General features: G+C 41.9%; 17 protein-coding genes. 3 read left to right on the top strand and 14 right to left on the bottom strand.

Annotation, left to right across the window (positions count from 1 at the left end; genetic code table 11):
• Window positions 1–353: 353 nt before the first annotated feature.
• The 3 genes from NSTC731_RS00920 (at window position 354) to NSTC731_RS00910 (ending at window position 5,230) form a co-directional block, all read left to right on the top strand.
• Window positions 354–710, top strand: a complete 357-nt coding sequence (locus NSTC731_RS00920; RefSeq protein WP_445629210.1) for a hypothetical protein — start codon at window positions 354–356, stop codon at window positions 708–710.
• Window positions 711–1,045: 335 nt separating this feature from the next.
• Complete coding sequence (locus NSTC731_RS00915; protein WP_445629209.1) at window positions 1,046–1,261, top strand: hypothetical protein; 216 nt, start codon at window positions 1,046–1,048, stop codon at window positions 1,259–1,261.
• A 144-nt stretch (window positions 1,262–1,405) separates the two neighbouring features.
• Window positions 1,406–5,230, top strand: a complete 3,825-nt coding sequence (locus NSTC731_RS00910; protein WP_445629208.1) for a PAS domain S-box protein — start codon at window positions 1,406–1,408, stop codon at window positions 5,228–5,230.
• 243 nt (window positions 5,231–5,473) lie between these two features.
• Here NSTC731_RS00910 and NSTC731_RS00905 read toward each other — a convergent pair whose 3' ends face one another.
• The 14 genes from NSTC731_RS00905 to NSTC731_RS00840 form a co-directional block, all read right to left on the bottom strand.
• A complete protein-coding gene (locus tag NSTC731_RS00905) occupies window positions 5,474–6,517 on the bottom strand; it encodes an aliphatic sulfonate ABC transporter substrate-binding protein (RefSeq protein WP_445629207.1) in 1,044 nt (347 codons plus the stop codon).
• A 208-nt stretch (window positions 6,518–6,725) separates the two neighbouring features.
• Window positions 6,726–7,811, bottom strand: coding sequence for a sulfonate ABC transporter substrate-binding protein (locus NSTC731_RS00900; RefSeq protein WP_445629206.1), 1,086 nt, complete (start codon window positions 7,809–7,811; stop codon window positions 6,726–6,728).
• Between the two features lie 251 nt (window positions 7,812–8,062).
• Complete coding sequence (locus NSTC731_RS00895; RefSeq protein WP_445629205.1) at window positions 8,063–9,250, bottom strand: aliphatic sulfonate ABC transporter substrate-binding protein; 1,188 nt, start codon at window positions 9,248–9,250, stop codon at window positions 8,063–8,065.
• Between the two features lie 276 nt (window positions 9,251–9,526).
• Window positions 9,527–10,390, bottom strand: coding sequence for a TauD/TfdA dioxygenase family protein (locus tag NSTC731_RS00890; protein ID WP_445629204.1), 864 nt, complete (start codon window positions 10,388–10,390; stop codon window positions 9,527–9,529).
• Window positions 10,391–10,427: 37 nt separating this feature from the next.
• On the bottom strand, window positions 10,428–11,534 hold the full coding sequence (locus NSTC731_RS00885; RefSeq protein WP_445629203.1) for an aliphatic sulfonate ABC transporter substrate-binding protein: 1,107 nt from the start codon (window positions 11,532–11,534) through the stop codon (window positions 10,428–10,430).
• A 676-nt stretch (window positions 11,535–12,210) separates the two neighbouring features.
• Window positions 12,211–13,032, bottom strand: coding sequence for a class I SAM-dependent methyltransferase (locus NSTC731_RS00880; RefSeq protein WP_445629202.1), 822 nt, complete (start codon window positions 13,030–13,032; stop codon window positions 12,211–12,213).
• Between the two features lie 96 nt (window positions 13,033–13,128).
• Window positions 13,129–14,310 carry an acyl-CoA dehydrogenase family protein gene (locus NSTC731_RS00875; RefSeq protein ID WP_445629201.1) on the bottom strand — a complete coding sequence of 394 codons (1,182 nt, stop codon included), beginning with the start codon at window positions 14,308–14,310 and terminating at the stop codon, window positions 13,129–13,131.
• A gap of 193 nt (window positions 14,311–14,503) precedes the next feature.
• Window positions 14,504–15,985, bottom strand: a complete 1,482-nt coding sequence (locus tag NSTC731_RS00870; RefSeq protein ID WP_445629200.1) for an amidohydrolase family protein — start codon at window positions 15,983–15,985, stop codon at window positions 14,504–14,506.
• A 257-nt stretch (window positions 15,986–16,242) separates the two neighbouring features.
• On the bottom strand, window positions 16,243–17,724 hold the full coding sequence (locus NSTC731_RS00865; protein ID WP_445629199.1) for an amidohydrolase family protein: 1,482 nt from the start codon (window positions 17,722–17,724) through the stop codon (window positions 16,243–16,245).
• A 57-nt stretch (window positions 17,725–17,781) separates the two neighbouring features.
• Entirely contained in the window at window positions 17,782–17,937 is a 156-nt protein-coding gene (locus NSTC731_RS00860; protein WP_445629198.1) for a hypothetical protein, read from the bottom strand.
• Window positions 17,938–17,993: 56 nt separating this feature from the next.
• The gene (locus NSTC731_RS00855) at window positions 17,994–19,049 is read right to left on the bottom strand and encodes an ABC transporter substrate-binding protein (protein WP_445629197.1); all 1,056 of its coding nucleotides are present in this window, start codon (window positions 19,047–19,049) and stop codon (window positions 17,994–17,996) included.
• A gap of 19 nt (window positions 19,050–19,068) precedes the next feature.
• Complete coding sequence (locus NSTC731_RS00850; RefSeq protein ID WP_104905538.1) at window positions 19,069–19,398, bottom strand: 4Fe-4S dicluster domain-containing protein; 330 nt, start codon at window positions 19,396–19,398, stop codon at window positions 19,069–19,071.
• Window positions 19,395–21,062: an FAD-dependent oxidoreductase gene (locus NSTC731_RS00845; RefSeq protein ID WP_445629196.1), complete on the bottom strand. Its 1,668-nt coding sequence runs from the start codon at window positions 21,060–21,062 to the stop codon at window positions 19,395–19,397. The genes NSTC731_RS00850 and NSTC731_RS00845 overlap by 4 nt, the downstream gene beginning before the upstream one ends.
• Window positions 21,063–21,573: 511 nt before the next feature.
• Window positions 21,574–23,388: an iron uptake porin gene (locus tag NSTC731_RS00840; protein WP_445629195.1), complete on the bottom strand. Its 1,815-nt coding sequence runs from the start codon at window positions 23,386–23,388 to the stop codon at window positions 21,574–21,576.
• Between the last annotated feature and the right edge of the window lie 485 nt (window positions 23,389–23,873).

Below are 23,873 nucleotides of genomic sequence, written 5' to 3'. Positions count from 1 at the left end.
AAACAATTCTATTACTAGCTTAAATAGCTTGCATAATAATTGATGTAATACATAATCACCAACTTACAAGAGACCTCTTGGCATTTGTGCTTTTTGCACTCTTGGGGAAAAGGTTTTGGTTAAAGGGGAAGAGGATAATACAGAACCTTTTCCCCTTCCCCCTTTCCCTTTTCCCGACTTATGCAAGAAGTCTAAGGTCTATAGCTGTAGACAGATGGAGTCAAAGTTATAGCATCTGCTATATCTAATCGAACAGCCAAGGATTGACAGTTGGTTCGTAGACTCGGTAGTGCCTCAAACTCTTGTGGGGTGGGCCGAAAAGCCATTGGTGTCAAGTTAAGGCACAAGCCCAAATGTCAAAGGTACGTTCGTTGAATTCGGGCGGTCGTTTATTGAATTCGGGCGGTCGTTTATTGAATTCGGGCGGTCGTTTATTGAATTCGGGCGGTCGTTTATTGAATTCGGGCAGTCGTTTATTGAATTCGGGCAGTCGTTTATTGAATTCGGGCAGTCGTTTATTGAATTCGGGCGGTCGTTTATTGAATTCGGGCGGTCGTTTATTGAATTCGGGCGGTCGTTTATTGAATTCGGGCAGTCGTTTATTGAATTCGGGCGGTCGTTTATTGAATTCGGGCGGTCGTTTATTATTTTTGTTCAATTTTAATTTGAGGAGGATAAAACCTAAACAAAAAAGACTTTTCATCCAGTAAAGAGCGATGCACTGAGCCGGTCGTTGTGTCCCTAGCTATACTAGTTGACCCCAGTGATTTCATTTTAACTTGACACTAATGGCAACATGAGCGCCTAGCTTATGCAAGTTTATTTGTGGAACAGCTGATCACCCCAGACCTTGCACAGGTCTTATATCAAGTTCGGCTAATTAGTTATAATTCCCAAATCTATGCAGAAAGCCTAAAAACCCCTCCCCTCTGCTCCTCTGCTCCTCGGTCACTGAGCGTAGCCGAAGTGCTGCCCCCCTGCGGTCTTAATGATAAGTCTTTAACCGAACACGATATTAGCTAAGATCGGCGATGCTTTTGTCATATTGGATCGTGAATGGCGCTACACCTACGTTAATGACAAGCTAGCTCAATTAGCTAATTTACTCCAAATGATGAGTGCGATCGCCACTAAAATTGGTCAGTTCATTGAGCAGCAGCGAAGCTCGTCACTACTGCGAGAAAGGGAGGAAAAATATCGTCAGATTTTTGAAATTCCAGGTGTCTCGATTGGAGAGGAAAATTCTACCATTGTTAAGTAGGTGGGTGGAAAAATTGATCGTTGAGATCGGGCAGGAGGAAAGAGAGTTTTAGCCTAGTTAATTTTTCTTCATATAGTATGGTTTTATTGTGCCGACTTACTTAAAGATTTAATTGATAACCTGAAAGCTCGAGAGGTTACAGATTTGCGACAAGATTTGGATGAACAGCAGCAAATAGAAGAAAATCTGCGTCATAGTGAAGCACGCTACCGCTCACTGGCAGAAGCAAGCGCATCCATCGTTTGGAGCGCCGGGCCTTGGGGCAACGTTGTTGACGAGATTCCGACTTGGGAGGCGTTCACTGGGCAAAGTCCCGAACAATACAAAGGATGGGGTTGGTTTGACGCTCTGCACCCAGATGACCGGACATCTGTAGCTGCTATTTGGAGACAAGCCTTTTTTGGGCGCAGCGTTGCAGTTGCCGAGTATCGCGTTTTGCGGCATGACGGCGAATACCGTGACATGGCTATACGCGGTGTGCCTATACTTGACGAATCAGGCGAAATCCAGGAATGGGTGGGAATGTGTGTGGATATCAGCGAACGCAAGCAAGCTGAGGCAGAACGCGAGCAGCTGCTGGCGCTACTGAAAACAGAACAGACTCGTTTGGTTGAAGCTAACGTTCTGCTTGATACCCTCTTTAATAACGCCCCTGTAGGTATTGGTCTATGGGATGAGAAATTGAGATACGTTCGCTTGAATGACGCTTTAGCTGAGATTAACGGTTTTCCTCAAGAAGCGCATATCGGTAAGACCGTCGCTCAAGTGCTACCTGGGGTAGATCCTGGGGTGATGGAAGCTTTACACCATGCGATCGAGACGGGAGAATCTATTACCCAAGAGGCCAGTGGAGAGACACCCGCCGCACCTGGAAAGCAGCGGCACTGGTTGGTAAATTATTATCCGATTAAACTACCAAGTGATATTACTTGGGTGGGTGCAATCTGCCAAGAAATCACGGAGCGCAAGCAAGCAGAAGTCGAGCGGGAACAGCTGTTTGAGCGAGAGCAAGCGGCTCGTGTTGAGGCTGAAACTGCCAAAGAGCAAGTTACCAAGATTTTAGAGAGCATCACTGACGGGTTTCTTGCCTTTGATAGTGAGTGGCGCTTTACCTATCTCAATCATGAGGGAAGCAGAACTTTGGGGCGTTCCTGCGAGGATCTGCTCGGAAAAAATTTGTGGTCAGAGTTTCCAGAACTGGCTAATACTAGCTTTGGTCAACTTTATCAAAGCGCAGTTGCTCTAGGAATGCCGCTTGAGCTTGAAGATTATTACCCACCCTTTGATGCATGGTTTGCAGTTCGCGCCTATCCTTCAGCCACAGGGTTATCACTTCATTTCCGTAACGTTAATCTACGCAAGCAGGCAGAGGCAAAACTGCGCGAGAGTGAGGCGTGTTTTCGGCTGCTGGCTGAGAATTCAACTGATATTATTTCCCGCCACACAGTAGATGGAATTCTTCTGTATGTTTCACCAGCTTGCCATACAGTATTGGGGTATCAACCAGAGGAACTAGTCGGTCATCCCAGCCAGGAGTTAGTTCACCCCGACGATTTGGCAGAGATTGCCAGGAATTACCCAGTCAATGCCGATTTACCAGATATTTATACCGTTACTCACCGCGCTCGTCACAAAGACGGGCATTATATCTGGTTGGAAGCAACTATTCGAGCTATTCGCGATCGCCAAACTCAAGAAATTTTAGAGATGCAAGGGTCTTCGCGAGATATCACTAAGCGCAAACAAGTGGAAGAGGAGCAGCGTTTCTTGGCTGAAGCTAGTGGGATTTTGGCTGCATCATTGGACTATGAAACAACCCTAGCAGGTTTGGCGCGTCTAGCAGTGCCGGAAATCGCTGATTGGTGCTTAGTTGATATTATTGGTGACAATCAATTAGTTCGCCGGCTTGCAACAGCCCATGCCAATCCAGAGAAACAAGAATTGGTAGAACAGTTACAAAATTATCCGCCTGATTTGACACAAACAGCAGGTATTGCGAAGGTAATACGGACAGGCAAATCACAAATTACTCATTTTATTTCTGAGGAACAGCTCCAAGGGTTAACCCACAACGCTAGTCACTTCAAAGTCCTGCAAGAACTAAATCCAACATCTGGGATGAGTGTACCGCTAATCCTTCGAGGACGAGTGCTGGGTGCTATAACTTTGGTATCTTCTTCAGGTCGTTTCTATGATCGCAAAAGCCTGATGTTAGCTGAAGAGTTAGCTGGTCGAGCGGCGATCGCCGTTGATAATGCCCGACTCTACAGAGAAGCCCAGCAATCTCAACAGGCGGCTTTACGCGCAGCATCTCGCACTACCCGTCTGCAAGCCATTACCGCTGCCCTTTCTGAATCTTTAACTCCAACACAAGTCGCTGAAGTAATTGTGGAGCAAAGTATAGCAGCTTTGGGAGCTAGTTCTGTTTTTGTGGCACTACTGACTCAAAGCGGCACTGAATTAGAACTGATCCGAACTGTTGGCGGGCAACAAGAAATAGTAGATTCATGGCGTCGATTCTCGATTAATGCATCCGCGCCACTGGCAGAAGCAGTAAGAACTAAGCAGCCTATTTGGGAAGAACCAAGCGAAGCGAGGATTACTCGTTACTCAAATCTTGCCAAAGAATATGCTCAGTCCAACTACAACGCTTGGATTTCGATTCCATTGCTGATCGAAGGACAAGCTATTGGTGGAATGTCTTTAGCTTTTACCGAAATTCAGAAGTTTAATCAAGACGATCAAGCCTTTATGCTGGCACTAGCACAGCAGTGCGCTCAAGCGATGGAACGTGCCCGTCTATACGAGGCAGAACAAACCGCCCGGAAAGTAGCAGAAAACGCCAACCGGATAAAAGATGAGTTTCTGGCAGTACTTTCTCATGAATTGCGATCGCCACTCAACCCAATTTTAGGTTGGTCAAAGCTACTCCAAACTAAAAAGCTTGATGAAAAAACAATTCCTCAAGCCCTGAAGACTATTGAGCGAAATGCGAAATTACAGGCTCAACTGATTGAAGATTTACTGGATATCTCCCGGATTTTACAAGGTAAAATCAGCTTGAATATCTACCCAGTCGATTTGACATCTGTGATTTTGGCAGCAATGGAGACAGTGCGGCTATCAGCAGAAGCTAAATCAATTGAGATGCACATTAGCCTAGAACCAAATTTGGGACAAGTTTTGGGAGACTCCAGCCGATTGCAGCAAATCGTTTGGAACTTGCTCTCAAATGCGGTTAAATTTACACCAGAAGGTGGACGGGTTGATATTCGACTATTATCATATTCTAAGTCAAATTCCAACTCAGCACTGATTCAAGTCAGCGACACAGGGAAAGGCATCGACCCCAATTTTCTACCTTACGTGTTTGAATATTTTCGTCAAGAGAATAGCAGCACCACCAGAAAATTTGGTGGATTGGGGTTAGGATTAGCGATCGTCCGTCACTTAGTCGAATTGCATGGCGGCACAGTCCAAGTAGAAAGTGGAGGTGAAGATCGGGGGGCAACTTTTACTGTCAGATTACCGTTAATCCAAAATCAATTAGAAATTAAACAAGACAGTAGCAATTCTGAGCCATCCTCAAATTTGAATGGTGTGAAAATTTTAGTAGTGGATGATGATACAGATACGCGAGAATTTATTGTCTTCTTACTAGAGCAGTATGGGGCAAATGTAACAGCAGTAATATCAGCAAATGAAGCCCTAGCTACTTTAGCCCAATCCTTGCCAGATATACTTTTAAGCGATATTGGGATGCCAGAAGTAGATGGATGTATGTTCATGCGACAGTTGAGAACACTGCCACCAGAACAGGGAGGAAAAATTCGCGCGATCGCACTTACCGCCTATGCTGGAGAAATGAACGCTCAACAGGTACTAAGAGCCGGATTTAACAAGCATATAGCCAAACCAGTAGAGCCAAGCGAGTTAGTAGATGCGATCGCTAACTTAATCGCTGAATAAACCTGCCTCTATCTGTTCGCCATTACTTGATACAGTTAAAACTAATTGTCAGTTTGAAATCATATCTGTAAGAATATTTGCGATCGCTTATTCCTTTCTTGGTTTTTACTTAACCAAACAATAGGCTTAACAAGTTCGTCGATCAACTTGTTAAGCCCCTTGTTCAAGTTAGGCAAACTTCCGCTACAGTGTAATAGCTAGCCAACTTAATAGCTGAATAAACCTGCCTCTACCTATTTACCGTTACTTGATATTATCAGGTATGCTGGCTTTATATTGTAGATCAGAAAGAATCCCTTGTTTGATATCAATCTTACGCGAGATGACTTTTTGATCAAAATAGAAATCAGCAACGCCCTGCTGTAGGCCAATGAGCGCAGGTGTAATTTTTTTCAATTTATAAGTACGACGGCTTGCCACCTTTAGTGCAACTGCTGGATCTAATTTCTGTTCATCAACTAAAATTTTGGCATAATCGCTTGGGTTTTTTTCAAGCGCTTCTCCTACCTTCTCTACTTCCTCTAAAACCACTCGCACAAATTGCAGATTTTGGGTAACAAATGCACGCCTGCCAATATAAAACCCGTTGATAATGTTAATTCCTTTTCCATTTCTCAGATTCCGAATTGGGGTAGTATTTTCCACAGCAGCTAAAAGGGGATCGCCACCCACCCAGGCGTCAGCCTTGCCTTGAAGAAAGGCATCGCGGGCTTCAGTTGGAGTCGAAGGAACGATTTGAATATCGCTAATTTTTAACCCTACCTCTTGCAACGCTTTTGCTAGTAAATACTGTGCATTCGACCCTACCTGAAAAGCAATTTTCTTCCCTTTAAGATCCGCTACTTTCTTAATGGGAGAATTAGCTTTCACCACAATACCTTGGTTTGTACCATCGCTGGGTGTGCGTCCAGTAAGATAGACAACTTCAGGAATGAGGCCTGGGCGTGCGGCTTGGTCAAATATTGGAGGTGTCTCTCCGACACTACCGATATCCACCTTACCTTCATTCAACGCTTTGATCAATTGCGGCCCTGCTGCAAATGGCCCAACCCAATTCACCTTTACATTTGGATACAATGCTTTGAAACGTAGCTCGACAACTTTTTTAGACTTGACAGGATCGCCAGAACTTTGATATCCCAGGTTAATTACTGTGGCTGTCTGCGCTTGGGTGGTTTGCATAAGGCTACCCACCAAGGAAGATGATAAAGTAAACAGTCCGAGTAGTGAATATTGGACAACACGCTTTAAGACTGTACGGCGTTGTGGTTGAAATGGCTTGATCATGAGTTGTGATTTTCCTTGTAAGTTTTAGCTTTTACGTTGTCAGTCTTACTTTCTTTCAGGAAGTAAGATTATAGGAAGTTATTATTTAAACCTCCTAGAATACCAATCCACGAGCAAAAATTGAGATTTTGCTAATTCAACAAATCTCTTTTGGATTTAGTAAATTGGTATTCTAGTTTGTTAAAAAAACTTCATATTTGATTATTCTCTACTTTTCACTTATCAGTGTTGGTGGAGTAATAGTTGCATATTCTTGAGGCGTGAGCAATGCTTCTTTAACATCAATTTTTTTGGGTAAGATTTTTTCGTTATAGAACAAATCAGCAACATTTTGTTGAGCTTGCATTAGTTCTGGAGTAATTCCTTTTAAGCGATAATTAGCACGGCTAGAAATTACTTCTTGAATAGGTAAATCAATTTTGAGTACAGGTGCTATAAGTTTCGCTACTTCTTTACGATTCGCTTCTGCCCATTCACCATTTTTCTCAATTTCTTCTAAAATGATCCGAACTAATTCGGGATTTTCCTTAGCAAATTCTCGTGTTCCTACATAATATCCGCCTGGAGTCCCGATATTTGTCGCATCTCTAAGCACACGCGCACCGTGGAGTTTTTCTACCAAAGCTAAATGAGGATCGCCAGTTACCCAAACTGGAATAGTGCCTTGAATAAATGCGCCACGGGCTTCGACATTGGGCATACTTAAGACTTGAATATCACTATATTTTAAACCTACTTCTTTTAAGGCTTGAATGATAAAATAGTGAGAAGCAGAACCTTTTTGAAAGACTACTTTTTGACCTTTAATATCAGCTAATTTTTTAATTGGAGAGTTTTTCGGAACTGCGATCGCACTACCTTTACCTGAATTAGGCCCAAGTCTTCTCCCAGCCAAATAAATGATTCTTGCACCCGCAGCTTGGGCAAAGATTGGAGGCGTTTCTCCAACCGAGCCAATGTCAATTTTGCCCACATTCATTGCTTCCATAAGTTGTGGCCCTTGAGCAAACTGTGACCACTCGACTTTCAAGCCCAAAGGCTCCAAACGTTTTTCTAAAACTCCTCTGACTCTAACTAAATCACCAGAGCTTTGATACCCTATTCGCAGTACCTTTGTTTTAAAAGTTATAGTCTTAGCCCCTGCTGGCTCTGCTTTCGGAGCGCTTCCTATATTTGTGTTAGATACAGTTGACGTACAACTTATTAAAGTAGTAGATACCACAAAACCAGATATTATAAATAAGGCAAATTTATTGATTACTGTTGTCTTAGTTTTCACGAAGTTATTAAACATTTTTGCACCTCAATTTTTGATTAACTACCGATTTAAAAGCATTAGCTGATAACGTAAATTTTTTAGTTTAACGTGAGTTCGATGAACCTCTCCCCAACCCCTCTTGGAGGCGGAGAGGGGCAGAAATATTCTTAGTTGACAACGAAAAAATTAGAGTTTCAAAGCCTCTCGAAGAGTGGGTGAGAGGAATGGAAGTGGGGTTTTTAGAGCCGTCGAACTCACGTTAGTTTTTTAAAATTGATTAGAGTTATTTACTTATTAGATTTAATTGAATCAGGTGTGAATGCTGCATATTCTTCTGGAGAAAGTACTCCATCTTTGACATTAACCTTTTTTGGTAAAAGTCCTTGTGCATACCATAAATCAGCTATTTGTTGTTGTTTTTTAACAACTTCATCGGTTATTGGTAGTAGACCATATACTGCTTTACTATGAATTGTTTTGAGAGTAGGTACATCAATACCAACGTCACCCGTTTCAAGTTCTGCTAACTTATCAATATTTTTTTGTGACCAATCTTCAGCTTTGATAAACTCCTCTAGAAAAACTTTGAGAATATCAGGATGCTCTTTAGCAAATTTACGTGAGGTAGTATAAAAGCTACCAATATCCTGAAGTCCTTGCCCATCTATTAATACACGGCCAAGATTTTTTTGAACATTTCTGGTAATGTAAGGTTCCCAAATTACCCAAACATCGATTCCTCCCTGACTAAAAGCCACATTTGCATCTGGAGGTGGGAGAAAAAGAGATTTTACATCACTCAGTTTGAGTCCCTCTTTTTGTAACGCTTTTAGTAAGACATAGTGAGCGATAGAGGCTTTTTGAAAAGAAACTTTTTTGCCTTTAAAGTCAGCAACACTTTTAATCGGAGAGTTTTTTGGTACTAAAAAAGAAACTCCTCTACCATTAAATCGAGTTGTTGCAATATACACGAGAGGTGTATCTGCGGCTTGAGCAAATATAGGCGGTGATTCAGCTGTGGCTGCGATGTCAAGGGAACCAGCATTTAACGCTTCTAAAGCTTGTGGGCCAGCAGCAAACTCTAGCCACTTGACAGTAAAATTCTTTGCTGCCAAACTTTTTTCTAGAGTTCCTTGCTTTCTCATCACTGCAAGAGAACCAAGCTTAGAATAAACAACTCGTAGCTCTTGTTTTTGTGGAGTATTAGGAACTGTTTTACTTTGAGATAGTGTATTAATTGGCGATAGTTGGTTTTGAGTATTTTTAGTTTCTTGATTACAACCAACTATGCTCATTGGTATAGTGATGCAAGCAGCAATTAATAAAGATATATGTTTAGGCTCAATTTGATATTTGGCTTCTATAAATTTAGTATTTAGACTAGATTCACATACTATCTTAGTATTTTTGACTTTTGAGTGCAGAGGTTTATTGCTAGACAAATTTAGCCTTTGCAAAGATTTGAAAAGCCCCATAATATTTTTCTAGTTAAATTTAATAATTTTCGGATTAGCGCTTTTAATGAGTGCTAATAACTCTCATTTTCAGTCTAGAGTTTATCAAGTTTGGTCTAAAAATAAAGTATTCATGAACACTTGTTTTTAAACAAAAAATATTTTTTACTATTTTTGATTTACAAGCATAGAGTATGATATTTAGACAAGTTTTATTGGTCAAAAGTTATTCTTGACTTTTGACCAATAAAAAGTATATTTAAACGCCCATCAACTCAATCTTCTGAGCTATAAATCCTAAAAGGGACGACTACCTGCAAGGCTAACCCGCTTTAATACTCGTCGCTCATTCGGATCGAATGCTTGACGGTAATGTAAGGTAGCTTGATTATCCCAATAGACAATATCGCCTACAGACCATTTGTGTTGGTAGTAGAATTTGGGTTGATTTAGATGCTGTCTCAACTTTTCAATCAGTTTAGATCCTTCTTCCGGCTCTAACCCGACAATTTCCACTTCTGTAGCAGCATCTAAGTAAAGATGCTTTTTCCCACTCTCTGGATGGGTTCTAACTAAAGGATGGGGAAAGATCGGACTGATTAAAGGAATAGTTTTGTCTAAACGATACAAAGACCGGGGTGCATTCCGATCTCGCAAAAATGGGTTGTAGGTAATTAACTGTAAATCTGCAATCCGTTCTTTGGTGGCTTCATCTAATGCCTCATAGGCTAAATTGGTATTTAACCAATAAGTATCTCCACCATGAGTTGGTATTTCCAACGCATAAAGAAGCGAACCACTAGATGGGGTAGGAGTCCATTTGTGATCGGAATGGAAAGTAAGTTCTCCAGTACCGGTATAGCCACCATCGACATTGGAAATCGGAATCACCACCGGAGTTTCTCCTGGTTTAGAAGCCAATACTGGAGTTTCATCAGATGGTACAAAGAGTGCGCCAAAGTATAGAGAAAAGTTCAAAAGTTGTTCATCGGAGAGCTTTTGGTCTTTGAAGATCAAGATGTGGCGATCGCGCAGAGCTGCTTTAAGTTGTAATATGACTTCAGGTGCGATCGCTTGACTGGCATCAAGATCGGTAACTATCGCTCCCAAAGGAGCATCAATAGACCTAATTTTAACCTTTGTCAAAGTCGAGGTAGACATAATATTCTCCTGAATTTTAGTTTCTTCTTGGGGATAACTACTTATTCGCTAGAACCTCTGAAGGAGTAATTTTGGCGTACTCTTCAGGTGTCAAAAAACCGTCTCTAACATTTACCTTCTTGGGGATAAGCCCTAAGCTATACCACTTATCTGCAACTTCCTGTTGCTTAGTAATAGTTTTATCAGTGATTGGTAGCAACCCATAGTCATATTTTTTATGCATTATTTCTAGAGTTGGTGGATCTAGTTGAGTTACAGGAGCAAGCAGTTGTGCTACTTCTTTGGGATGATCCTTAGTCCAGATTTCTGCCTTTTCTAGTTCCTCTAGAAACACTTTGATAACATCAGGATGAGCCTGATAAAATTGGCGTGAAGTTGAATAAAAGTTGCCAGTATCCCGCAACTTCCCACCATCTGCTAAAACACGAGCTATTTTATTTTGTACATTTCTGGTAGCAAATGGCTCCCAAATATACCAAGCATCCACCTTGTTCTGACTAAATGCTGCATTTGCATCAGGCGGCGCTAAAAAAACTGATTGGACATCGCTCAGTTTTAGTCCGGCATCTTCTAAGGCTTTAACTAATAAGTAGTGACCGATAGAAGCTTTCTGGAAAGCTACTTTTTTACCTTTCAAATCGGCAACACTTTTAACAGGAGAGTTTACAGGAACTAAAAGTGAAATGGCTTTACCACTGGGGCGTGTAGTAGCTAGATAAACAAGAGGCGCTCCGGCTGCTTGTGAAAATACAGGAGGCGATTCGGCTGTAGATGCGATATCCAGTCCGTTTGCATTTAGGGCTTCTAGCTGTTGTGGTCCAGCCGCAAACTCAGCCCACTGTACTTTAAAACCCAGAGGCTCTAATCGCTTTTCTAAGGAACCCTGTTTTTCTAAAACTGCTAAAGCAGAAAGTTGTTTTGAACGTACAATCCGTACTACTTGCCTCTCAGTTGACTTCTGTGTAGTGCTAGATGCAGCTACAGACTCAGGGGAAGCTGATGACTGCTGAGTGTTATTTTTGGCTTCACCACAACTCGATAAGACTGTCGATAGCATTAAGCAGTAGCCCAAAGCAAACAACAACGAACGACGCGTTGTTCTCTGGTTTTTCCTGAATTCAAACTTTCCTTTTGAAGCTGGCATAGGTTGTTTTATTTATTCCTCGATCGGTAGTCAGAACAATTATGATTAATTGTGGTCTAAATAACCAAAAAAACTTTCGTTTATTAATATAGTTGAAAATGAAACTAATTAAATATATTTTGACTATAAATATCTATCAATCAATCATGAAATTAATTTAAATCAAGCTATTATCATTTATTTTAAATCAGGCAAAACTATTATAAGTAAATAAAATTTTTGCCCAACAATATTGATTATAAACACTATAGCAGTCTGTAAAATAATTCTCAAATTCATCGAAGAAATAATCCAATGCTGTGCATAAATTTCCGACTGATTTATTGGTGTGAATGATTGGTTTTTCAAGACGCGATTAATCGCGTCTCTACAAGGGTGTTTAAATTATATGATCTGTATGATTTATAGATATTTTGATCTATTTTATAAAACTATTTTTATCATGTTTAGGCATTATAGAGAATATTTTTTTAATAAATAAAAATATTTTTTGGGAATGTCTAAAATAAAAAAGAGAGTGGGTATTACCCACCCTATAACGACTCGAGGAACTGAGAATTTAAGAGTTAGGAGGGAAAAATTTAGGAAGTGGAGTGAGTAGTACCCACTCCAAGAGGGTGCTAGTGGAAGATTGAAACTTGTGAGTGAAACTCTGTCTTATTCGCGTTCAATTTTGCTAGTGCTTCCAAGCGATCAAAATTGTAGCTTTGAGTTCTTCTGTAAAATGTCCAGACGGCTCAACTGCTAGTAGCGCTTCTCTAAGATCCTTTTCAAATGCTGGAGCGTTATCGCCATAGAAAATTTTCAGAGAGAAGGCTGTAGTGTATAAATAACCTAGATAGCTATCGAGAGTCCAAGATTTTTCAAATAGCACTTCATAGTTTTCTTGACGAGCAAAAGCCGAATTGCCAATTACAACTTCATGAGGAGGATCGACTGGCTTACGAGTGCCTTGTCCTCGTTGTCCAGTCCGGCGTTCTTCACCTAACCATTTCTTTACTACTCCAACAGCAGCTTGTTTCCAAGGTAAATTGCTTTCCCAAGGGTTATCACCAGTCTGAAGCAATGCTAATCCACCATCATCAGTTAGCAATTCATACAGGCGTTCAAGCACTAATTCGCGTTCCATCCAGTGGAAGGCTCTACCAATAGTGGTTAACTTAAATTTCCCTAAACTAGAGTCGATTAACTCTGCGCCTTGTTCTAACCAAGTAATATTATTTGCTCCGACTGCTGCTGCTTGCCGTTTAGCTTCTGCAATCATGTCGGGATCGGGATCGATCGCTACAACTTCCTCAAATTTGGTTCGCAGAGGAATTGAAATTAACCCTGGGCCAGTACCTAAATCAAGGAGTCGTCCTTGACCATTGAGATGAAATATTTCGGTTAGTTTATCGAATACAATCGGTGGGTATTTGGTTCTATATTGAGCATAACCTTCTGCGGCTCCCTCAAATAAACTTGGGTCATAAGTGGGAAGTGTTTTTAGTTGAGTCATATCAATTTTGGATTTTAGATTTTAGATTTTGGATTTTGTAGAGACGCGATTCATCGCGTCTTTGGTGAATGTGGGAGATAACAGAACAAATGACACCTAAGAATATTGCGTAATAACTGGTAGCCGATCGTTGAGTACCCAATCACCGATCGCTTTCAATTTGTAATCCACAGGATCGTGTAGAGTAAAGGTTCGCAAATCCCGCCAGTAACGGTCAAATCCATATTTGGTTGCTGTGGCGCGAGTTCCAGTAACTTCAAAGATGCGGTTGGTAATATCTATACCTACACGAGTCGCTAATGCCTTAGATGCGGAAACTGCGATCGCAACTTCTCCTCTCTCTTGATGAGTCAGTTCTACATCCTTATCCCACGCTGCTTGTACTTTCTCTGCGGCTTGGTCAGCTAGAGCGATCGCAGCTTGAATTTCAACCCAAAAGTCTCCGTAATGATGCAGAATATATGGGTCTTGAGTAGCACTATCTACTCCTGATGTAATCCACGGTTGAGTAGTAGTTTTAGTATATTCACGAGCAGCAGCAAAAGCTCCTTTAGTAATTCCTAGATAAACGTTGGTTTTTGTTAGCTGGGCAATAATCCCAAGAAAAGTTGAGAAGGCACTATCATGGGGATTTGGCGGCCCCAAAATCTCATCTTTCTCTACTAAGACATTGTTAAATGTATAACTACCGCTATCAGTGCGGCGTTGCCCAATATTATCCCAATCTTGATTAGAAACTAACCCTTCTCTGTCTTTGGGAATTATGAATATGAAAGGCAATTCTACACCATCTTCTAAAGCAGAGAATACCCGATAATCTGCAACGGAAATACCTGTACCAAAGCTTTTAACACCATTAACCCGAAAATTCTCGCCTTCTGGGTTAATTTTCAGCCTAGTATCTTTTGTATTAATTGCATTTGCCCAAAATAAGTTATTTTTAGCAGTTTCTCTATAATATTTTTCTTTTTGGGCTGGTGTGCCGGAAACGTGACCCAAAGCCGTTAAATTGAGATGATTACCATATAATTGACCAATTGAACCATCTGCTTTTGACAGTTTTCTGACAATTTTTAAAGCATCAATCCAAGTTGCACCAATGCCACCATATTGCTTAGGTACAATCAGTGGTAGCAGTCCACTTTCACGTAGTTTATTAATTTCCTCTTCTGGAACTCCAGCTTTAGCATCCCGTTCAACTGCGGATTGAGCAAGTTCCTTGGATAGAGAAGTTGCTAGGTCAATGTAATCCTTTGGTTTTGTAATATCTAGCACCATAATCAAATCATCCTTGGTATTGTTTCGGCAGTAGGCAGCAATCAGACACAGAATTTAGAGAAATGTAGAGTGGGCCTTGCCCACGCTACAAGTGAACAGAGGAAATGGAACATGGAACGTTGTAATGTCTTTTGTCATTAGTCCTTTGTCATTAGTCCTTTGCAAATGACCAATGACTAATGACCAATGACAGTTATTTCTTAGCCGCTAGATATTCGTTTGCGGCTTTCTCAACACCTGTACCCTTGAAGAAGTCTTGATTGAGACTGGTGTACAACTCTAAGGGGTGGATTGAGAGGAAGTAGCGGAGGTCTTCTTCGGTAATGATTTCGCGTTCTGCCATTGAGTAGGCGTTGGCAGTAACGGCGGTGATATCAGGCACATCCCAGTGACCGGAATCTGAACCCAAGAAGGCTTTAACGCGATCGCCAAAGGGATTAGCGGCACGATTAAAAGCTTGAGCTACACGGGTATCATCTGATTCTGTACCGAAGTAGAAATGATTCAAGAAGCGATCGCGCACATCTTCTGGCTTCTCTATTCCTGCTAGTTCAAATTCGTCGAGTTCCCCTGGATCTTCTGGCGCTAATAGTTGATGGTGGAATCCTAAACCATCACCAATTTTATCTAAGCGTCCATCTACTAGTTCGCCACCGTAGCGAGTATACAACTCTACTAATGCTTCCTTGTCGATAATCGCAGGATTGTTATTTGACAACAGATGTTGTTTGTTGCGGGTTTCCCAGTGCCAAATAATATCAGCATATAAACTAGCACCCCAAGCTGAACCACCTTCTAAGAAAGCGAACTTTAATTGTGGGAAGCGGCGAGTAACTCCACCAAAGAACAGCGATTTGCATAATGCTTCTGCTGCAAAGGCAAAGTGATTGATGTGATTATATTGGGCGTTGGTGACAGAACGCTGAGTTGTCCAACCTTGGCTAGAAGCGTGAGTTGTGGGTACAACTTTCAATTCTTGGCACTTAGCCCAGAATGGATCGTAATCATACTGGCTATCTAAGCCAAAGTTATCAATCCAAACTACTTCGTTAGCGACTTCTTTGCCGTATTTTTCAAAGGCAGGAATTGGACGACGAACATAACCGGGAATTTGAATTGCTTTGAGTCCCAGAACATTCACCGCATATTCTAACTCTTCAATTCCTTCTTCGGGAGTGTGCAGGGGAATGGCGGCGATGGGTGTTAAGCGATCGCTATAAGGGCGGAAAATATCAGCATGGTAAGTGTTAATTGCCCGACAAACAGCCCGCCGCATTTCTTCGTTGCCGATATTCGGGGCCATTGTTGCCAAATTGGGATACACAACGGCAAAGTCTGTACCTGCTTCTTGCAAGCGTTCGTGCAGCAACTTGGGCAAGCTAATAGTAGCCAAATTCAAAGTATTTTTGGTCGGACGACCCCACCAGTTAGGGCGATTAGTGCGATAAGCAAAACGTTCTTCCCAACTTTGCTTGTACCACTTAAAACGGGAAGATCCTGGTAAATTTTCTTGGAAACGTTCGACAAGTGCAGTTCCACCAACTTGTTCTAAATAATCCAAGACTGCTGGTTCAAATTCTTGGGTATGTACATCAGTGTCAATGATTGGATAACCAAGTTTTTCCCGAATCTGAGCAGACCTGGTTTTTTGTGGACGGTCTAAAGCAATCGTCATGATAGTTTACCCTAAATTATTCAAAAGATTGGTATTTGGGTATGTAGTAAGCGCTTCTGACTTTTCACGGGATATGGAAAACCCCTCTCCCAACCTCTCCCCTACAAGGAGAGAGGCTTTGATTTCTCCCCCTTCCCTTGTAGGGAAGGGGGCTGGGGGGTTAGGTTTTCCGTTGGCTTTTCCACATGACGTGAAAACTCAGGTAAGCGCTTCAGCGCTTTCTTCAGCACTAAAGTGCTTACTACGAACAATGATTTTTAAACTTTGCTAGCCAAAAATTCATCTGCGGTTTTCTCAACAGCCGTACCTTTGAAGAAATCACGATTCAGGCTGGTGTACAACTCCAAGGGATGAATTGACAGGAAGTATTGCAAATCTTCTTCGGTGATAATCTTGCGTTCTACCATTGAATACGTATTAGCAGCGATCGCAGTAATATCAGGTACATCCCAATGACCAGAATCGGAACCCAAGAATGCTTTAACGCGATCGCCATAAGGATTAGCTTTCCGGTTAAAAGCTTGAGCTACACGGGTATCATCCGATTCTGTCCCGAAGTAAAAGTGATTCAAGAAGCGATCGCGAATATCCTCTGGCTTGGTAACTCCGGCAACGGCGAATTCATCTAAATCACCTGGTTCTAGGGGAGATAATAAATCAGCGTGGAAACCTAAACCACTACCTAGCCGATCCAAACGACCATGTACTAATTCACCACCGTAACGGGTATATAGTTCTAACAGTTCTTCGCGATCGATATTGGCAGGATTGTTATTTTCCACCAAATGGTCTTTATTGCGAGTATCCCAGTGCCAAATTAAATCGGTGTACAAACTAGCACCCCAAGCTGCACCTCCTTCTAAAAAGGCAAACTTGAGTGTGGGGAAGCGGTGAGTTACACCACCAAAAAATAGAGATTTACACAGTGCTTCTCCAGCCGATGCAAAGTGACCAATATGGTTGTATTGGTAATTGCTAATCGAACGCCGATTGATCCAGCCCATACCGGAAGAGTGGGTGGTAGGAACAACTTTTAGTTCTACGCACTTCGCCCAGAAGGGATCGTAATCATATTTACTATCCAAGCCAAAGGTATCAATCCAAATAGCTTCGTTGGCTACTTCTTCGCCATACTTCTCGAAGGCGGGAATCGGACGGCGGATATGTCCGGGGATTTGAATTGCTTTGAGTCCCAGTACTTTCACCGCATATTCCAATTCTGCGATCGCCTCTTCCGGCGTATGCATGGGGATAGCGGCAATTGGTGTTAAGCGATCGCTATAAGGACGGAAAATATCAGCGTGGTAAGTATTAGCTGCCCGACAAACAGCCCGCCGCATCTCCTCATGACCGATGTGTGGTGCCATCGTTGCCAAGTTGGGGTACACAACAGCAAAGTCTGTACCAGCTTCTTGTAAGCGTTCGTGCAGCAACTTTGGCAAACTAACGGTAGCTAAATTTAAGGGATCGTTAGTGGGACGAGTCCAGAAAGGAGGGCGGGCGGTGCGGTAAGTGCGGCGTTCATCCCAAGATTGCTTGAACCATTTAGAGCGAGATGCACCGGGTAAGTGTTCTTGAAAACGTTCTGCGATCGCAGTTCCAGCAACTTGCTCTAAATAGTCCAAGAATGCTGGGGGAAACTCTTGGGTATGCACATCAGTGTCAATAATCGGATAACCCAGTTTTTCCCGAATTTGAGCGGATCTAGTTTTTTTGGGACGTTCTAATGCAATAGTCATAGGTTCTACCTGATTTTTCAATTGGATTGGGTAGATAGTACTGATTAAGAAGGTTATCTACTTTCTTCTTACCAGCATTTTTTTGAAGAAGTTGGGATTTTTCTTTACATATAATGTGGCGAGATTAGTAAAGATAAAATCTCGATAATCAGCAAAGCTAATTATGTCCTTCTCCACAAACTTGTATATATTAGCTGCAACAGCAATAGTCATAAGACTTCCCTCAAAACTGAGGAGTATTATTGTGTAAAAAGCTAAAACAGATAAAATTAACGAGGCTGTTCTTTAGCAACCCAATCTGTTAATTTAAAGTCTGACTTTGCTAAACCCTGCGATACTAAAAATTTCTTTGTTCCCTCTAAAAGTTTCACACCCTCGGCTGGTAATGGTTCTTCTGATACCTGTTTGAGTGGGAATGATACTTTAATGATGTTAATGGGATATTTAGTAGTTTGAGCGTGATACTGATAATATTCTTCAGAATTAGCTTTTAAATCTTTGGCTGCTTCTGTCAGAATTGCATTAAATTTCTGTGGGAAATCAGGCTGTTTTGCTAGAAAGCTTTCGGTCGCCACAACTAATGATGTTCCTGACAAACCCTGATGATTTGCCGAAGAATCAATCACTGGAAACCCTTGCGATTTCAGAAAAGGCCCAAGATCGCTGGAAGTTGCATAAGCTGCTACATCACCACGTTCCAAAGCTGCTTTTGCCTCAGTAGTCATCAAATGGACAATTTTTACATCTTTGGCAATTTTAGCTTCAGCTAATAGACCCAGTAGGTATCTATGCATATAAGAGCCTTTTTGGGTAGCTATTTTTTGACCTTTCAGTTCAGCAAGCGATCGCGGGCCATTCTTTTTCGCTACTAACCAGGCAGTTGTATTAAATTGGCTAATCCTTAACAGTCGCGTTTCCTGACCCCTAGCTTTCAAAACTATCGCTGGTGTATCCCCTAAAGAACCAACATCTAATTGTCCAGCGACAAGCGCCTCATTTAGATTCGGCCCGTTAGGAAACCTTGCAAAAGTAATATTTTTAAATCCCGCTTTTTTCAACTCCCGTTCTAATATTCCTTTTTTCTTTGCCCAACCCAGCGATCCTGTAGGTTCTGAATTACCTACATAACCTATTCGTAGGGTAGAAATGTTATTAGATGCAACAGCATTATTGACATTAACAGCCTCAATAGATTGAGCAGATTTAGTTTCGCCTTGGCTACACGCTGTAGTTAGTAGCAGTAGGAAACAAGCCACTGAAGTTGATAATTTTGAAGAAAATTTATTTTTACTGATAGAACTTGTTCCTAATGTTAACGACAGCATGACTATTTTCTCCGCCGCACTATTTCATCTGCTTCAAAATTTGGAATGTTTGATCGGCTTTTGCTGTTGAAGTACGTTTATGTCCCCAACCGATGTTTTCCCGATAACTACCCAGTAGCCCAACTTCTGCCAATTCTGCCTCATTGACTGAAGTCGTTACATCACTTTCTGGTGCGACATAAAGAGCATCAACTGGACAGTACAATTCGCACATATAACAGGTTTGGCAGTCACTCTGTCGGGCAATGGTTGGCGGCGCATTCGGTACTCTGTCAAACACGTTAGTTGGACAAATATTCACGCAGATATTACATTCTATGCACCGCGACTCGCTGACCAACTCAATCACACTGCCACCCCTATTTTAGATTTTGGATTTTGGACTTCGACTTCGCTCAGTCGAACGATTTTAGATTGGGAAATATGTTCTGTATTGAGTAGTGGCTGAGTTTTCACCCAAACTCGATCTAATCCGCCACTAATCAGGTGATGTTGCTGGTTAGCATCAAGTTCGGGATAATCTTGATGTTTGTGCATCCCACGAGTTTCTTTCCGTTCAATGGCACTGCTGTACATCCACCGCGCTGTAGCTACCATTGCCGTAGCTTCTCGCGCCCGGATTAGCTCTTTATCTGATGTTACCTGGCTACTGCGAAGTTCTTGCCAAAGATGATTTAGCTTACTCAAAGACTCGGTTAAGCCTTGTTCTGTACGGAAATAGTTCTTTTCGTAAGGGAATACTTCAGCTTGGACTGCTTGAATAATTTCATCAGTTGCTAAGGAGCGATGCCTCCCACTTTGTAATCCTACCTCTCCAACTCCCTTAACTTGTCGTTGAGTTTTATGTTCTCCCAAACTGCGGCTATATTCAGCAGCCGATTTTCCTGACCAATAGCCAGAAGATATTGCCCAAGCCGCGTTATGACTACCACCGCCAGTAAATCCGCCACAAATCAGTTCCCGTGTAGCGGCATCTCCAGCCGCATAGAGTCCCCGTACAGAACTGGCACAACTCTCATCTACAATCCGAATTCCTCCCGTACCGCGCACAGTTCCCTCTAGGCGCAGAGTCACAGGGAAACGTTGAGTAAATGGATCGATACCTGCACGGTCAAAGGGTAAAAAGAAGTTGGGCTGTGCTAAACGCATGGATGGCCGCATTGATTCCGCCGCTTTGTCTATGATGGCGTAAACTGGCTGTTGCAGTAATGTCTGGGCAATTACTGAACGTCTATGAGAACTCGCACCCGGAATTACAGTACCGTCTTCGTAGGTGAAAGTTGCCCAATTATAAAACAGAGTTTTGGTAACTGAAGAAAAGGCGGGAGAGATGCCATAAGCATTAGAAAATTCCATACCCGACATCTCGGCTCCTGCTTCTGCCGCCATCAGATAACCATCCCCCGTCAGGACGTTGCATCCTAACGCTTTACTGAGAAACGCACAGCCACCTGTGGCGATAATTGTGGACTGCGATCGCACTATCCATTTCTCACCAGTTTGACGGTTTACACCTGTTGCACCAGCAACAGCACCATCGTCATCAACCAGTAATTCTAGGGCGGGGCTGTTGTCTAAAATCTTGACTCCGGCGCGTTGAATTTGCCGCCGCATCAGCCGCATATACTCCGGCCCTTGCAGCGATCGCCGGTAGGGTTTGCCTTCATCATCGGTAGGGAAGGGATAACCCCACTCTGCTAACTGATTGACGTTTACATAAGTCTGATTCAGTACCCGATCCATCCAGTTGCGATCGGATAAAAACCCACCTAACGATTCCCGGCTCGCTTTTGCTGTTTCTCTTGCTTCGGGATCGGGTGGCACGTACCACACACCATTCCCAGATGCAGCAGCGCATCCAGTTGTGCCGCAATACCCTTTATCCACCAGGACAACTTTAGCTCCACTTGATGCAGCACTCCATGCCGCCCAAGTTCCAGCTGGCCCGCCTCCAATCACAAGTACATCTGCTTCTAAGTCGAGTTCAAAATCGGTTGTTAACGTCTTCAGCATCTACCATTTCCCTCCATCAATAAACTCTTAAGCTTCGAGTCTTCACCCCATCCATGCTGCAAAATAAATATTTAAAAATCTAGAAATCGCGATCGCTTAATACAGGTTCTAACTAGCTTGACATTAATTAAATACTTTATCTTGATCGGTAAACCGTAGTTTGTGACATAATAAAGTCTTTCACAGTTTTCGACAAAAAGCAAGTATTTTACCAAACAACTTCAAACGTAAATTTATGTAAAATCAACGGAGTTATCTTTCTCAAGAACTTGCTTTATAACGTCTTTTGTGTAGTGGTCGAATTTAAGTTCATAAAATACTTAAATTCGATAAGTTTGCCATAGTTTAATAAATTTTTTTAAACGGTTTTATCTAGATAGAAAAGACGCGAAATTGAATTGTCTTTGTCTTGCGGCACTAACATTCGCTCCCTTAAGACTCAAGAATCCCCGGACTTTTGATTAAACGAATGTAAGTCCTGTTTTTATTCAGTCCGGGGAGTGCGATTCGGTTAAAACCTAAAGACAGTACGAACCCAAGCAAATAAACTATCAGGATTGCTGGAATCCGAATCAGGCGCAGTAATCCAGATCAAACCTGGCGTCACCTCAATATTATCTCCGATTTTATATTGGTAGAATGCCTCAACGTGCAGAGAAGTATCTCTGTCCGCTTGTCCTAGACCTTTTCCCAAATTTATATTATTACTAAGACTGATGAGTTTTGGCTCCATACCAACTAAAATACCCCCTAAAGCACCTTCACTAAAAAGATCCGGGAATGCCAGTCCTACCGCCCAATCCATAGCTTCAGCATTTCCGCGCCCCAAATAGGTGTGTACCCCATAACTTACCCACCCATTGATTGCCAACTTGGAATTAATTTGATAGAACGCCTGTAAGCCATAAAGGTTGCCTAGAGTTGCTACTCCAGGCACGGTGCTGTTTACCAGGTTACTCCCGACTGCTGGGCCGAAATTTGTGCCGCTAAAACCTATGGTATTTGGTGGGCTATAGGTATTAACGTAAGTTGCCGCTACCCGAAAATTCCGATTACCGGAGTAGTATATTAACTGTGCTAAAGCTAAATATCTGCCTGTAAATAAACCGTTATTAAGTGTGGGATTACCGCCGTTTGGTGCGCTATACGCTATCCCGAATTGAACCTGTTTGCCTAATCCCTGGAGTATGGCAATTCCAGGGCCGCTATCTCCATAGTTATAGACCAAAGACCGCCGTGAAAATCGCGAAATCCCATTAGCACCAGTCGCAGAAGACGATTCAAAATATGGGTTAACCGGACCAGAAAGACCTATCTCACTAGCTCCATCAGACAAAGGATAAATGTTGACTTGGGTATTTGGAAAAGGTAAAAACCGATAGCGAACACCACTGAGAATAAGAGTGTTGCGTGCAAAAGTAATACTGGAATTATCAGCAGTTCTCCCCTCATAAGTTCCCAATAATCCAGCTCTTGTTTGTCCAAGTGATTCAATATTTCCACCTCCTATTGTTATACCTAGTGAATCTTTACCATTAAAACTGGTGTTTAACCGTAAAGTCGTTGAGCCTTGAAGTGTGAGATTGTTAGGTGCTGGTCTCTTAGTGACGACATTATTACCCGCCAGAAGTTCGCCAGCAACAATCTGAGCTCGACCTATAAGTTTGGTTGTGGTTGTAAACTGAGTTGATTCTAACTTCGCATTTCGTGCTTCCAGGCTATCTACGCGTCCCCGAAGTTGAGCGAGTTCTGGAGAAAATTGTTCTTGTAGTTTTTTGATGGTATCCAAGTCTTCCCGTTTGACTAAATCTGTCGTTGAAGTCGCTATTAGTTCATTGAGGCGATCTAAAGCTGCATTCAACCCAGCAGCAAATTCATAGCGCGTTAGGGAGCGATCGCCTTTAAATGTACCATCTGTATATCCTGCAATTACACCGTAGCGCTCAACTAGAGACTGTAATGCTTGAAATGCCCAATCTGTCGGCTTAATATCTGATAGTTGCGAGACAGATGTAACTTGCCCTGCTGCATTATTTGGAGCTTTTTGCTTAGTTGGCGGTGCAACTTGCAACAATTGTGAGACAGGTGTCACTCGATCTTGAAGCTCGTTTGGAGCTTTTTTACGAGTGACTGGTGCAATTGAAGTGTCTACTGTTTGATTGACAACTGCTTCTGGAGCTTTGTTATTTTCTACTTCAATAGTAGATACATCAGATTTAGGTAATTCCGCCTGACTTTTAGCTGGATGAAAAACCAGTATAGCTATAATATCTAGCACCGAAAGCAGCAACACTATGGATCTATAATTCCAGCGAAATTTCGACATGACTCTTTAACTCCTCAACCTTAAAGATGAATAAATTCGCCCTTAATTTGACATAAAAGACAAGACAAATCATTGCTCTAATGTTTTTACAAAACGATTAGAACATAGACTCATCCAGGCTTTAGTCGTTAAAAAAAGTGCAAAGTTCTGATAAGTATCGAAACCAGTACTAAGTAGTTAAATGTCCAATCCAAAATTCACAGCAAACTAAGAATTCTGACGTTTCAAATAATCCTAAAAACATCTAGAATCAGACAATGACTGCCTTAGCAAGAACTTCTCTACTTTTAAGGGAAACTCAACCACACGCTATATGAAATGATCCTTCTAATACATCCTAAAATCCTTTTTTTGAGTTATGCTGTATAAAGTTCATCAATGGCTATTGACATTGACTCAAGCTTGATCTAGATTCGATTATTTGCCAATTAACATTAATTGAAAACACTATTTTCTAATCAGCTATATTTTGACAGCATCAATCG

Source organism: Nostoc sp. DSM 114167 (genome assembly GCF_052692655.1).
The sequence above is the reverse complement of the archived record's forward strand: the minus strand, read 5'-3'. Positions and strand labels throughout refer to the sequence as shown.

Excerpts from the sequence above, each read along its gene's own strand:
- NSTC731_RS00920 (WP_445629210.1), top strand. The coding sequence starts at position 354 with ATGTCAAAGGTACGTTCGTTGAATTCGGGCGGTCGTTTATTGAATTCG.
- NSTC731_RS00905 (WP_445629207.1), bottom strand. The coding sequence starts at position 6,517 with ATGATCAAGCCATTTCAACCACAACGCCGTACAGTCTTAAAGCGTGTT.
- NSTC731_RS00900 (WP_445629206.1), bottom strand. The coding sequence starts at position 7,811 with ATGTTTAATAACTTCGTGAAAACTAAGACAACAGTAATCAATAAATTT.
- NSTC731_RS00895 (WP_445629205.1), bottom strand. The coding sequence starts at position 9,250 with ATGGGGCTTTTCAAATCTTTGCAAAGGCTAAATTTGTCTAGCAATAAA.
- NSTC731_RS00890 (WP_445629204.1), bottom strand. The coding sequence starts at position 10,390 with ATGTCTACCTCGACTTTGACAAAGGTTAAAATTAGGTCTATTGATGCT.
- NSTC731_RS00885 (WP_445629203.1), bottom strand. The coding sequence starts at position 11,534 with ATGCCAGCTTCAAAAGGAAAGTTTGAATTCAGGAAAAACCAGAGAACA.
- NSTC731_RS00880 (WP_445629202.1), bottom strand. The coding sequence starts at position 13,032 with ATGACTCAACTAAAAACACTTCCCACTTATGACCCAAGTTTATTTGAG.
- NSTC731_RS00875 (WP_445629201.1), bottom strand. The coding sequence starts at position 14,310 with ATGGTGCTAGATATTACAAAACCAAAGGATTACATTGACCTAGCAACT.
- NSTC731_RS00870 (WP_445629200.1), bottom strand. The coding sequence starts at position 15,985 with ATGACGATTGCTTTAGACCGTCCACAAAAAACCAGGTCTGCTCAGATT.
- NSTC731_RS00865 (WP_445629199.1), bottom strand. The coding sequence starts at position 17,724 with ATGACTATTGCATTAGAACGTCCCAAAAAAACTAGATCCGCTCAAATT.
- NSTC731_RS00860 (WP_445629198.1), bottom strand. The coding sequence starts at position 17,937 with ATGACTATTGCTGTTGCAGCTAATATATACAAGTTTGTGGAGAAGGAC.
- NSTC731_RS00855 (WP_445629197.1), bottom strand. The coding sequence starts at position 19,049 with ATGCTGTCGTTAACATTAGGAACAAGTTCTATCAGTAAAAATAAATTT.
- NSTC731_RS00845 (WP_445629196.1), bottom strand. The coding sequence starts at position 21,062 with ATGCTGAAGACGTTAACAACCGATTTTGAACTCGACTTAGAAGCAGAT.
- NSTC731_RS00840 (WP_445629195.1), bottom strand. The coding sequence starts at position 23,388 with ATGTCGAAATTTCGCTGGAATTATAGATCCATAGTGTTGCTGCTTTCG.